Annotated in this window: 10 protein-coding genes; 7 read left to right on the top strand and 3 right to left on the bottom strand. The window is 61.1% G+C overall.

Annotated features, from left to right (window positions below):
- Positions 1 to 13: 13 nt before the first annotated feature.
- The 5 genes from FJ404_03225 (at position 14) to FJ404_03205 (ending at position 4362) form a co-directional block, all read left to right on the top strand.
- Positions 14 to 439, top strand: a complete 426-nt coding sequence (locus FJ404_03225; protein MBM3821896.1) for a hypothetical protein — start codon at positions 14 to 16, stop codon at positions 437 to 439.
- The gene (locus tag FJ404_03220; protein MBM3821895.1) at positions 436 to 1359 is read left to right on the top strand and encodes a transketolase; all 924 of its coding nucleotides are present in this window, start codon (positions 436 to 438) and stop codon (positions 1357 to 1359) included. The genes FJ404_03225 and FJ404_03220 overlap by 4 nt, the downstream gene beginning before the upstream one ends.
- A 33-nt stretch (positions 1360 to 1392) precedes the next feature.
- On the top strand, positions 1393 to 1911 hold the full coding sequence (locus tag FJ404_03215) for an NAD-dependent epimerase/dehydratase family protein (GenBank protein ID MBM3821894.1): 519 nt from the start codon (positions 1393 to 1395) through the stop codon (positions 1909 to 1911).
- Positions 1908 to 2345: an NAD-dependent epimerase/dehydratase family protein gene (locus FJ404_03210; protein ID MBM3821893.1), complete on the top strand. Its 438-nt coding sequence runs from the start codon at positions 1908 to 1910 to the stop codon at positions 2343 to 2345. Before FJ404_03215 ends, FJ404_03210 begins: the two co-directional genes overlap by 4 nt.
- 73 nt (positions 2346 to 2418) lie before the next feature.
- Entirely contained in the window at positions 2419 to 4362 is a 1944-nt protein-coding gene (locus tag FJ404_03205; GenBank protein MBM3821892.1) for a hypothetical protein, read from the top strand.
- A gap of 64 nt (positions 4363 to 4426) precedes the next feature.
- Here the strand turns inward: FJ404_03205 and FJ404_03200 are convergent, their stop codons facing one another.
- The gene (locus FJ404_03200; protein ID MBM3821891.1) at positions 4427 to 5317 is read right to left on the bottom strand and encodes an SMP-30/gluconolactonase/LRE family protein; all 891 of its coding nucleotides are present in this window, start codon (positions 5315 to 5317) and stop codon (positions 4427 to 4429) included.
- 64 nt (positions 5318 to 5381) lie between these two features.
- Positions 5382 to 6680, bottom strand: coding sequence for a diaminopimelate decarboxylase (gene lysA / locus FJ404_03195; protein MBM3821890.1), 1299 nt, complete (start codon positions 6678 to 6680; stop codon positions 5382 to 5384).
- A gap of 497 nt (positions 6681 to 7177) precedes the next feature.
- Between lysA and FJ404_03190 the strand changes: the two genes are divergently transcribed.
- Positions 7178 to 8050, top strand: coding sequence for an ABC transporter substrate-binding protein (locus FJ404_03190; protein MBM3821889.1), 873 nt, complete (start codon positions 7178 to 7180; stop codon positions 8048 to 8050).
- Positions 8051 to 8084: 34 nt separating this feature from the next.
- On the opposite strand, the gene FJ404_03185 is transcribed toward FJ404_03190, so the two are convergent.
- Positions 8085 to 9218, bottom strand: coding sequence for a phosphatidylserine/phosphatidylglycerophosphate/cardiolipin synthase family protein (locus FJ404_03185; GenBank protein MBM3821888.1), 1134 nt, complete (start codon positions 9216 to 9218; stop codon positions 8085 to 8087).
- Positions 9219 to 9409: 191 nt separating this feature from the next.
- Here FJ404_03185 and FJ404_03180 point away from each other — a divergent pair, with 191 nt between their 5' ends.
- Entirely contained in the window at positions 9410 to 11557 is a 2148-nt protein-coding gene (locus FJ404_03180; GenBank protein ID MBM3821887.1) for a DUF255 domain-containing protein, read from the top strand.
- The last annotated feature ends 267 nt before the right edge of the window (positions 11558 to 11824 follow it).

Here is an 11824-nt window from a genome sequence, read left to right as displayed (position 1 = left end):
GGGGCGCACTTATGTGGTGCTCAGCGACGGAGAATGCAACGAGGGGAGCACCTGGGAAGCCGCCCTGTTCGCGGCGGCGCAAGGCCTGGAGAATCTGGTGGCCATCGTCGATTACAACCGCATTCAGTCGGTGGGACGCACCGACGATCTGAATGGTGGAGCGTCGTTCGAGGATCAATTTCGAGCCTTTGGCTGGGGAGCCCGCACCGTCGATGGACATGATTTCTCCGCGTTGCTGGAAGGGTTGCATCGGATGCCCTACCGGAGCGGTCGTCCCAGCGTCTTGGTGGCTCGCACCACCGCGGGCAAGGGTGTTTCCCGCATGGAGGATCAAGTGCTCTGGCATTATCGAACCCCATCGGGGGACGATTTGCGCGCCGCGCTGGAGGAGCTGGGTGTGAGCCCCCTGAAATCAAAAAATGAACGGCTGGCGGCATGAGGAAGGCGTTTTCCGAAACATTGACCCGGGTGGCGGAGGCGGATGAACGGTTGCTCTTTGTAACCGGCGATCTGGGTTTTCAGGTCTTCGATGAGTTTGCCCGCCGCTTCGGTCCGCGGTTTGTGAACGCGGGCGTGGCCGAAGCTCAAATGATCAATTTCGCCGCCGGGTTGGCGGCGGAAGGGTGGCGTCCGGTCGCCTACTCCATCGCCTCATTCGCGACCGCCCGGCCCTTCGAGCAAATTCGCTACTGCGTGAGCTACCCCGGACTGCCTGTGGTCGTGGTGGGGGCGGGGCGGGGACTGACCTATGCCACCAGTGGCGTGTCCCATCACGCACTGGATGATGTGGCCTTGATGTCGAGCTTGCCGAACATGACGGTGGTGTTGCCGGGAGATCCCAGGGAAATTGAGGTCCTCTTTCCTCAGCTCATGACTCTGTCAGGGCCGTCCTACTTCTCGGTGGGACGTTTTGGTGAGCCGCGCTATGAGGCTGAAGAACCCGCGGTCCTGGGTCGCGCGCGCAAGCTTCGCTCGGGCGTCAAGATCGCCATCCTGACCAGCGGCGAGGCGGCGCAGGAAGCACTCGCGGCGGTGGAACTCTTGCGCCCGGATGCCATCACTCCCGCCGTCCATCAGTTCCACACCGTGAAACCGCTCGACGTCGCGCAACTCGACGCTTTGGTCGAACAAGGTTACCGGCTCCTCGTGGTGGAAGAGCATCTGCCGCAAGGGGGACTTTGGGCGGCGATAGCGCAGTGGAACATGGGACGCCGAGTCCCTGTCCGGATGGAGCGACTGGGTCCGCCCGATCAATTCGCTCTCGGGAATCTGCGCCGGGAAACTTTTCGCGAACGGATGGGATTTGATGCGCGAGCGATCGCCGGCCTGTGCCGGAGACTTTGGTTCGGCGCTCATTGAAGCCGCAGGGCGCGGGAGAGGGAATCCGAAGGGATGATGAATCGATTTCGAAAAATTCTGGTGTTCGGCGCGACGGGATTGACTGGACGAGGACTCCAAGCGATCGCCCCGCAGTGGCCGGATCGCGAGTTTATTTGGCTGGGATCCCGGGACTGCAATCTCACGGACGCCCAGGCCGTGTTGCATTGTGTCGGGCACCACCGGCCTGATGCGATTATGAATCTTGCCGCGGTGAGCGGAGGGGTGGGGTTTAGCCGGAGCAAACCCGCGACGATGCTTCGTGACAACGTGTTGATGAATCTTCACCTGCTGGAAGCGGCCCGCCTCCTCGGGGTGCCGAAGTCGCTGCACATGCTCTCGGTCGGAATGTATCCGCCTTCGGCTCCGCTGCCCCTTCGGGAAAGTTGCCTTCACGACGGACCGGCGCATGAGTCGAATTACAGCTATGCCTATGCGAAGCGGCTGATTGAACCGGCCATCTCGGCCTACCGGGCTGAATACGGGTTGAATGTGGTCGGAGTCGTGCCCAATGGCATTTTGGCGAGAACATGAACTTTAGACGCGACGAGTCGATCATGCTGGCCGCGCTCACCCGCAGGTTCTTTGAACAGCGGGAAAGCGGAGGCGATTTGGAAGTCTGGGGAGACGGCACCGCCTTGCGCGAATACACCTACAGCCGCGACATGGCACGGGCCTGCCTGTGGTGCCTCGATCACTTTGACGGGGAAGGCATCTTGAACATTGGATCCACCGAAGAGAATTCAGTGGCGACCATCGCCAGCCTCGTCGCTGAATCCTTGGGCCTCGATCCTGACCGCATCCGATTCGATCGAACCAAGCCCGGCGGCATTCACCGGCGCCCCACGGACAATTCGACCTTCGTCGCTCTCTCGGGATTCCAATACACCCCTTTCCGCGAGGCTTTGCAAGGAACGGCGAGATGGTTTGAGGACCATGTCTCCATCCCGGGGGCCGTTCGACTCTAACTTTGGGATGCGCATGCGGCTATTTGACACTTCCCCTTTAAGCCGCTTCGGCAATAAGCCGAAGAGCAAGAATATGAAATATCGCAGCCTTGGACGCACCGGCGTTGCTCTCTCCGAGATCGGTTTCGGCGCCTGGGGTTTGGGGGGCGAAGCCTACGGCCCGACCGATGATTTCGTGAGTGAACGCACGCTGTTCGCCGCGCTGGATGCCGGAATCAATTTTTTCGACACTTCGGATCTTTATGGCTCCGGTCGGAGTGAGGAATTGATCGGACGCGTGGCGGCCGGACGTCGCAGCCAGCTCCTGATCGCAACCAAAGGGGGCACGCTTCCACATCGCGGATTCCAAATGCCGCAGGATTTTTCGGCCAGGCATCTGCGCGGGGCACTCGAAAGCAGCCTTCGCCGCTTGGGAATGCAGGAAGTGGACCTCTATCAATTGCATAGTCCAACCCTCGAGGCATTGAAGGAGTCCGACGCTTTTGAGGCGTTGGTCCAATTCAGGAACGAGGGGATGATTCGATTCGCGGGTGTTTCCGCTCGCAGTCCATTGGATGCCCTCTGGGTGGTCGAGAACGCGCCGGTGGAAGTCATTCAAGTGAATTTCAACCTCATCGACCAGCGGGCGGTGGAGTGCGGGTTGTTGCAGGCCGCGCAGAGCGCCGGGATTGGAATCATCGCACGCACGCCCCTTTGCTTCGGTTATCTCACCGGCACTCTGACGGGAAACGAAACCCTCAGTCCCGGGGATCACCGAGCCCACTGGCCCGCCGCTCAATTGCAGCGCTGGGCGGAGGCACCCGGATTGTTCGACAAGCTCATCCGGCGTTCAGGCCTGACGCCTGCGCAGTTCGCGCTTCGGTTTTGCCTGAGTCACTCCGCGTTGAGCACCGTGATCCCCGGCATGCTCACGCAGCCTCAAGTGGAGGAAAACGCCTTGGCGTCCACGAGCCCCGCGCTGCCGCCGGAGATCCTGGCGGAGATCCGAGACATCTACCGCTCGCATTCGTTCTACGATCCTGAAATCAAACGCGCCGCGCTCGCAGCGAGCCATTCATCCCCCCCCCCAACACCTGGCCGCCGTATGATTGCCACCGTCCCCGCTGACCCCGCCGTCCTGTCAAACCTGTTGGGGTGTCCCTTCGAGGAATTGCCGCCCCGGTTGAAAAGCGAGGCGATCTCCCTCTCGACCGAATGCGCGCCGCTCGATCCCGAGGCGCGGGATGCCCATCTCCTGCACGTGTTGCAGCGCGTTCATGAAACGCGGATGCATCGCAACGACGAGGAGAATCGCCAGGCGTTCGAGCGCGGATGGAGCGAAAACCTGCGGGCTTCTCTCGAAGGCGGGATTTCTGTTTCCGCGCTCACCCCCCGGTATGTGCGCCCGCACGGAACGATTCGTTGGAGGGGTGGGCTGGTCTCTCCCCGTGATCCATTTCTGGCGCACAAACTTCTTCAACTATCCGTCCAATGGACCTTCCATCGATATCTGGAGGGCATTTCGACCGCGTATGAATTTGGCTGCGGCAGCTGCCAGTTTCTCCACGTCTTGAGCACGCTGCGTCCGGATCTTCAACTCTATGGGCTTGATTTCACCCAAGCCTCGGTCGCGATTGTGGAACGTTTGGCGGCCTACGGCGCGAGAGTGCGAGGCCAGGCCTTTGACATGCTGAAGCCGAAGAAAGGCTTCCTGCTTCAACCGGGCTCGGCGGTATTTACGGTGGGCGCCCTGGAGCAGTTGGGTTCGCGGTTCGAACCCTTTCTGGAGTATCTCATTGAACAAAAACCCCGCGTGGTCATTCACCACGAACCCATCCTGGAATTCTATAATCCGGACACCCTCGTTGATTACGCCGCGATTCTGTGGCACCGGAAGCGGGACTACTTACACGGATACTGGCCGGCGCTGAGGCACGCCGCTCGGCAAAAGCGCGTTGAGATCCTGAAAGCCAGACGTCCCGGCTTCGGCGATCCCTACCACGAGTCCTCCTCCGTCATCGTCTGGCGTCCGCACTAAGCCACCGTCGCCAGGGTTGCTGACGCACAGGCGGGGGAACTCCAGACCGAAATCGGACGGTGCTTCAACGTGCGCCCTTGGTGTCCGTCTCGATGGCGTAGACCGAAGTGCGGGCGGTGATGAAAAGGGTTCGTCCGTTCTTGCCGCCAAAGCACAGATTCGCCGGGGACTCGGGAGTCAGAATTTTTCCGATCAATCCGCCGCGAACGTCGAAGATCTGCACCCCGTCGCCCGCGCTCGACCAGATGCGTCCCTCGCGGTCCGCGCGGATCCCGTCCGGACCGCCTCGGTCGATCTTGCAGAAGATCCGCCCGTTGGAAAGGGTGTTGTCCCATTCGACGTCGAAAACCCGGATGTGGCGGGGGGATCCCGAGTCCGCGACATACAATCGTTTTTCGTCGGGGGAAAAGCAGAGGCCGTTCGGTTTGTCGAAATCGCGCGCCACCGCGTTCAGTTCCTTGGTCTCGGGATGGAATCGGAAGACAAAATTGGCCTCCTGCTCCCGCTGTTCGCGCTGGATGCCATAATCGGGATCGGTGAACCAAATGGTCCCGTCGCGCTTCAAGACCACGTCGTTGGGAGAATTGAGACGCTGGTTGCGAAAACGTTCCACCAGCGTGACCGGCGCAGCACCGGGCGCGGTCCTGGTGACTCGGCGAGCCCCGTGTTCGCAGGTGTAAAGAACCTTGGCTTTGCGGTCGGTCGTGTTGCCGTTGGCGTGATGGCTTGGATCGCGAAACTCCTTGAGTCCGCCATCCGCGCTCCATTGATACATGCGGTTGGCCGGGATATCGCTGAACACCAAAATCCCCCCGTCGCGATCCAGCCAGACGGGTCCCTCGACGAACTTCAGGTCACCGGCAATCTTGGCCAGCTTGGCGTCCCGCGGAAGCAGTTTCCGGAACTGGGGTTCTTGCGCGACTTCGAACTCCGCGGCCCCAAGGGACAGCGACATCGCGAAGCAGAACGCGAACGAAAGACGAATCCTGTTCATGCTGAAGGAGGTGGAGCAGGTCGTGCTATTTCAGCCAGGCCGGGATGGATTCGTCGCGCCAAAGATCCTCGATGGACTGGCGTTTTCGGACCACCGCCGAGCGCTTGCCATCCACCATGATCTCCGCGGCCAAAGCGCGCGAATTGTAATTTGAGGCCATGACAAAACCATAGGCACCGGCGCTCAAAAGGGCCAGATAATCGCCCTCGCCAACTTTGGGCAAGGGCCGGTCTTTCGCGAAGTAGTCTCCGGACTCGCAAATGGGGCCCACGACATCGGATGAAATGGGGCGGCTCCGCATTTGGCGCAGCGGGACAATTTCATGGTAGGAATCGTAAAAGGCCGGGCGGATCAGGTCGTTCATGGCGGCGTCCACGATCACGAAGTTCTTGCGTCCAGTTTTCTTCACGTATTCCACCCGTGTGACCAGGATGCCGGCATTGCCGACGATGAATCGTCCCGGTTCGACCAGGATGCGAAGTCCCAGCGGCTGCAGCAAGGGCACCAAGGTGGCCGCATAGAGTGCCGGCGTGAGCATCTTTCGCCCATGCCCCGATTGCCACCAGTCGGTGTTCCCGCTCGCGAGTGCATTTTGATAAATGATGCCGATGCCTCCCCCGATGCTGAAAAACTCAAGCCCATGCCTTGACGCCAGTTGTCGTGCCAGGGGCAGCACTTTTTCCACCGCCATCTGGAATGGGCGCACCTCGGTGAGCTGGGAACCAATGTGCATTTGCAATCCGCGCAAACGGATGTGCTTGCGGCGGGCGGCGCGGGCGTAAACGGCAGCCACATTCTCGAAGGCTACCCCGAACTTGTTTTCATAGGTCCCGGTGGTGATTTTGGAATGCGTGTGGGCGTCCACGTTGGGATTCACCCGAACGGCGATGGGCGCCTTCTTGTTGAGCCGCTGCGCCACTCGGTCGATGCGATCGATCTCGGGTTCGCTTTCCACATTGAAGCTGTAGATGCCCTGGCGGAGGGCGAACCTGATCTCCTCCTCGGTCTTGCCCACGCCGGCAAACACGCAGCGGGAGGGATCGCCACCCGCCTGGAGAACGCGTTGAAGCTCCCCGGCGCTGACGATGTCGAACCCGCCTCCCAACCGGGCAAGGGTGCGCATGACGGCCGCGTTGGAGTTCGATTTCATCGCGAAGCAGATGAGATGATCCAAGGGCGCCAGCGCGTGATCGAGCCGCCCGAAATGGTCCTCCAGAGTGCCCCGTGAATAGATGTAGAGGGGCGTGCCATGGCGGCGGGCCAGATCCTCAACGGACACGGACTCGCAGTGCAACTGGCCTCGTAGGTAGTGAAAGCGATGCATGGCGCGGTGTTGTGCCAGACTCGCACTGCGAATTCAAACAAGGAGTTTGGATGAGGGCTACTCCCCGTGTATCCCGATGTTGTTGGTAGGGCGGGCCTGTCCCAGCCCGCCGCCCACGGGATGCAAAACATCATGCTCCGGCGGCGCGCCGGGACGGACGCGCCCTACCTGCATCACCGGCAACATCGGGATGCACCGGGCTACTCCCCATGCCTCCATGAGTCGACTGTCGTGTGGCGCAGGCTGCCCAGCCTGCCGTATCGCCGACGGCCCGTCGGCCCGGCGGGTGAAGAACGAGGCCCTTCCATGCTCTCCACGCGCCGGGTTCCCTTCGTCGCCCTGCAGGCTGGACAGTCGGCGCCACAGCAGGCAGGGCTGTTTGCGTGACCACGCCAACCCGGTCACCAAAAACCTGTGGATACACGGACCCCGAGGTCTTGGGCTCATTCCACAGTGACAACCCTGAATGGCCTCTTTAGGCTGGCTGGACGCGACGCATGCAATCGACCTCGAGTTCGGATCAGACGCTTCAGCTGTCCCTGGGACATTCTCCGGATCCCGACGACGCATTTATGTTTTACGGCATGGCCAGCGGACGCCTGCCCACTCCGGGTTATCAATTTCAGCACATCTTGCAGGACATCCAAACGTTGAATGAGCGGGCCACCCGGGGCGAACTTGATATCTCGGCGGTCAGCATCCACGCCTATCCCCATATCGCCTCCCAATATGCGCTTTTGCCGAGCGGGGCGAGCATGGGGGACGGCTATGGCCCGATGGTGGTAGCCAGGAGTCCACGCACGAAATCCGAGGTGGCTCGCGGTCGCATTGCCATTCCCGGACGCCTCACGAGCGCTTTTCTCGCCTTGCAGCTTTGGCTGGGCAAGGGCGGGGATGAATTGGATCTGATCGTCGTCCCGTTTGACGAGATTTTTACCGCGGTGAAGGAGGGCCTTGCGGAGTCTGGACTCATCATTCACGAGGGACAATTGACTTACGAAAGGGAGGGCATGGTGGTTTGTGTGGACTTGGGGGTCTGGTGGGGAACCCAGCAGGAGGGGCTCCCGTTGCCTTTGGGCGGGAATGTCATCCACAAGCGGCACTCGCCCCAGGTCCGGTCCGAAGTGTCCCGCCTCCTGACCTCAAGCATTCAGTTCAGCCTCGATCACCGGCTGGATGCGGTCGCGCATGCGTTGCGTTACGCCCGCGACATGGGGATCGATCTGGCGGATCGCTTCGTCGGCATGTACGTGAACCATTGGACCCTGGATTATGGCGAAAAGGGCAGGGAATCCATCCGGCGGTTTTTGGGAGCCGGGCAAGAGCGCGGGCTGGTGCCCCAAGTGCGTGAACTGGAGTTTGTGGTTTGATATTCGCTCGCGGGGCGAGGGTCTTCGGTTCCGATCATCCGCTTCGGCGCCACATTTTCTTGGCGAAGTAGAGGTCGATTCGTGAGAGGAACAAGTAAGACCAAGCCTGATGCCAGCGCCGGTACCAAGGCCGTTCGCGCCGCCAAGTCTTCAGTTGCACCCGGCGACTGTGGAGCAGGGCTCCATCAAAGAGCGAGCGGGCCTCTTCCACCAACCGGCGATCCGTCATTCGCAACATCACCTCGTAATTGATGTTCAAACTCCGGGTGTCCAGATTTGAAGAGCCGGCGTAAACGACGTTGTCGATCAGGATCAATTTACCGTGCAGAATTTGGGGTTGGTATTCGAACAACTCGACGCCCGATCGAAGCAATTTGTCATAGAGGAACATGGTGGCGGACTGGGACATCGGCACGTCGGAGATTCCGGGCACTAGCAGTCTGACGCGGCCGCCGCGACGCAGGACGCGCCAGAGCGCCCGGCGGATTCTGAGCGTGGGGAGGAAGTAGGCGGACATCAGGCGGACATCTTGCGCTTGATCGAGATCTTCCAGGAGCGCTTGTTTGAAGGGGTGCGTACCCCTCCCAGGGAATCCCCACAGCACTTCGTGGCGATGCGATTGTGGAAACCGGCGGGTTAACGATCGGCGCCAGCGCATGAACCGCGGATGGCGCAGCAAGGAAGCTTCCCACATGGCCTCGAATCCCTCGCCCAACGATTCGACCAGCGGCCCTTCGACGCGCAACCCCACATCGCGCCAGCCTCTTTTCACTCCGTCCCCTTCATATTCCGGAGCGATGTTGAATCCGCCCGTAAACGCGACCCTCCCGTCGCAGAGCAGCAGCTTGCGATGGTCTCGAAACGTGAGCCCCGCCAGCGCTCCACGGTTGAACCAGCGGAAATGGCCCCCCGCGTCCTGAAACGGTTCCCAATAGGCCGGATCCAAGTCCTGCGATCCCCACGCGTCGATGAGAAGGCGCACTTGGACACCGCGATGCGCGGCGAGGACGAGGCTGTCGCGCAACTGATTGGAGAACGGGCCGGGCGCATAAATGTAGGTTTCGAGTTCGATCGAGCGACGGGCGTCCTGCACCGCCTTCAGCATGGAGGCAAAGGCTTCATCGCCTGTCCGCAGCCACTGCAGTGTCGCTCGATCAGAATCGCTCATGATTGCGGGAATAAAACTCCAACATGCACCTCTGGTTTGGCAAGGCTCGCGCTTGGCAAGGCTCGCGCTGAGCTCGCGTGAACCACGCCCTGGCCCGTCCGGTTCCCCGGCGAGCCGGCGAGGCAGTGGTTGCGATCGAGTTTCCTGAGGTCGGGCGAGAAATCGCTTTTTTTAACAAGGCCAGTTGAACCATGATCCCACCCATGAATCCGTTTGTCGCGAGCCTGTTTGCGTTCCTGGTGCTGGCTTCGCAAGGGAGTTTTGCGGCCGAGCTGTTTGGGCAGAGCCGAACCAAGACCAAGGCCCAACTTGTTCTGGAGCGGGACATGATTCGTCCTGGCGGCACGGTGACGGCCGCGGTGGTGCTGACGATGCCGCCGGGTTGGCACACCTACTGGCAGCATCCCGGCGAATCCGGCGGGGCGACGGAGATCGCCTGGGAACTACCGCCGGGAATCACGGCGGGGAACATCCAGTGGCCCACGCCCGAGAAGTATGTTGATTCCGACATCACGACCTACATTTATCACGACGAAGCAGCGCTGCTGGTTGAGTTGCGGGCGGAAGACGCGATCGCTCCGGGCGAGTACCCCCTGAAGGCCAAGGTCAACTGGCTCGAGTGCGAGAAAGTGTGCGTGATGGGGAGTGGCCGGATCTCCGGGAGGCTCGTGATCGGGGCCGCCGACGGCGAGGCCAGGCTCGGATCGCGATTTGAAGTTTGGCGACAACGTCTTCCCTCCAAGTCGAGCGATGCTGCGGTTGAAGCCGGATGGGAGGCGCGGGGAACGAACCGCGTGCTCCATATCGATTGGTCACCTCCAACGGGCGTGGAACAATTTGATTTTTATCCTTTACCCCCCCAAGACGTTGAAGTGGCCGGAGCCACTTCGCCTGCCGTCAAGCAGGGCCGGGGGCTTCGGATTTCCAAGGAGATCAAGACCGCTCGGGGCCAATGGCCTGAAACGTTGGCCGGGGTTCTGGCTTGGAAGGAAGCTTCGGGCGGAGTTCGTGGATGGAGCGTCACGTTAACTCCCAAAGGGATCAAATCAACTGGGGCAGGGGGTCCAGCAGGGGGAGCGAACGCGGATCGAGCTGGATCGAGCCGGGGATTGCCGGTGTGGATGGCCTTTGCGGTCTTGGGCGGGTTCATCCTCAATTTCATGCCCTGTGTACTCCCGGTCATTGCGCTCAAGGTATTGGGTTTTGTGGGACATGGCGGCGCCTCCAAGTCGGAGACGCGCAAACTCGGGCTCATTTATGGATTGGGGGTTTGGGTATCGTTTCTGGTCTTGGCCGGAGTTGTGATTGCCGTGAAGAAGGCTGGCATGGCGGCGAGTTGGGGCATGCAATTTCAGAATCCCATCATGCTCGTGTGCCTGACCACGCTGGTCATGCTGGTGGGACTCAACCTCTTTGGGGTTTTCGAAGTCACCGTGGGAGGCGGAGCCCTGGGCGCGGCCGGCCAGCTGGCTTCCAAGGAAGGCTCCGTCGGCGCGTTTTTCAACGGCGTGCTGGCGACGGTGCTGGCGACGCCCTGCACCGCACCGTTCCTGGGCGCGGCGCTCGGATTCGCCTTTACTCAGCCTTCGAGCGTGACCGTGTTGATCTTCTCGTGTGTCGCGCTCGGTCTGGCTGCGCCTTATGTGGCGCTCTGTTGGGAGCCCGCCTGGCTCAAGTTTCTGCCGAAGCCGGGCCTGTGGATGGAGCGTTTCAAGATCGCCATGGGGTTTCCCATGATCGCCACCGCCGTGTGGCTGTTCACGCTGGCCGCTGATTTCTACGGTGATGGAGGAGATTTGTGGCTTGGTTTGTTCCTGGTGCTGGTTGCGTTGGCCGCGTGGATCTGGGGCGCGTTTGTGCAAAGGGGCTCCTCCCGCCGAAGTCTGTCCATGGGCCTGTCGCTCCTGATTGCCGGTCTCGCCTGGGGCTGGATCCTGGAAAGCGAGATCCAATGGAGGAAGCCCGCGTCCCGGAAATTAACCGGCATTCCCTGGCAACCGTGGAGTCACGAGGCCGTCGCGCAAGCCCGCCGCGAAGGCCGTCCCGTGTTCGTGGACTTCACCGCGAAATGGTGCCTCACCTGCAAGCTGAACAAGCGCCGCGCCATCGAAGTGGACGCCGTTCGGAAAAAGCTCAAGGAAATCAACGCGGTGGCCCTGGCGGAAAACAGCCCTGAAAAGTCCGAGGAAATCGTGGCGGAATTGAACAAGCACGGCCGGGCGGGTGTTCCGCTCAACCTCGTCTATCCGAAAGATGCGTCCAAGCCGCCGATCGTGTTACCCGAGCTGCTGCTCACCCCGGACGTGGTGCTGCAAGCCTTGGATCAAGCTTCGAAATAGTGTGCTGATCATGAATTGGGTGGACATTTGTTGCGCTGCTTTGGCGGTTCTGTCTCGGCGCGACGAGGGAGCATACCCGCCAGCGGTCTGTGACCGAGGAGCAACAACGCCAGAACCGCCCAAGCGGCGCAACCCTTCGGGCGGCGAGTCTTTCGGCCGTGAGCTTCGTTGCTCCTCCGTCACGTATCTCTGCGGATAGGCTCCTTCGTCGCGCCTCGCCCACGGCCAAAACCCTTGACCGCAAAGGCCCACCCAATTCATGAACAG

The sequence above is a fragment of the Verrucomicrobiota bacterium genome, assembly GCA_016871495.1.
Taxonomy (GTDB): Bacteria; Verrucomicrobiota; Verrucomicrobiia; order Limisphaerales; family VHDF01; genus VHDF01.
The sequence above is the reverse complement of the archived record's forward strand: the minus strand, read 5'-3'. Positions and strand labels throughout refer to the sequence as shown.

Excerpts from the sequence above, each read along its gene's own strand:
- FJ404_03180 (MBM3821887.1), top strand. The coding sequence starts at position 9,410 with ATGATCCCACCCATGAATCCGTTTGTCGCGAGCCTGTTTGCGTTCCTG.
- FJ404_03185 (MBM3821888.1), bottom strand. The coding sequence starts at position 9,218 with ATGAGCGATTCTGATCGAGCGACACTGCAGTGGCTGCGGACAGGCGAT.
- FJ404_03215 (MBM3821894.1), top strand. The coding sequence starts at position 1,393 with ATGATGAATCGATTTCGAAAAATTCTGGTGTTCGGCGCGACGGGATTG.
- FJ404_03200 (MBM3821891.1), bottom strand. The coding sequence starts at position 5,317 with ATGTCGCTGTCCCTTGGGGCCGCGGAGTTCGAAGTCGCGCAAGAACCC.
- FJ404_03205 (MBM3821892.1), top strand. The coding sequence starts at position 2,419 with ATGAAATATCGCAGCCTTGGACGCACCGGCGTTGCTCTCTCCGAGATC.
- FJ404_03210 (MBM3821893.1), top strand. The coding sequence starts at position 1,908 with ATGAACTTTAGACGCGACGAGTCGATCATGCTGGCCGCGCTCACCCGC.
- FJ404_03220 (MBM3821895.1), top strand. The coding sequence starts at position 436 with ATGAGGAAGGCGTTTTCCGAAACATTGACCCGGGTGGCGGAGGCGGAT.
- FJ404_03190 (MBM3821889.1), top strand. The coding sequence starts at position 7,178 with ATGCAATCGACCTCGAGTTCGGATCAGACGCTTCAGCTGTCCCTGGGA.
- lysA (MBM3821890.1), bottom strand. The coding sequence starts at position 6,680 with ATGCATCGCTTTCACTACCTACGAGGCCAGTTGCACTGCGAGTCCGTG.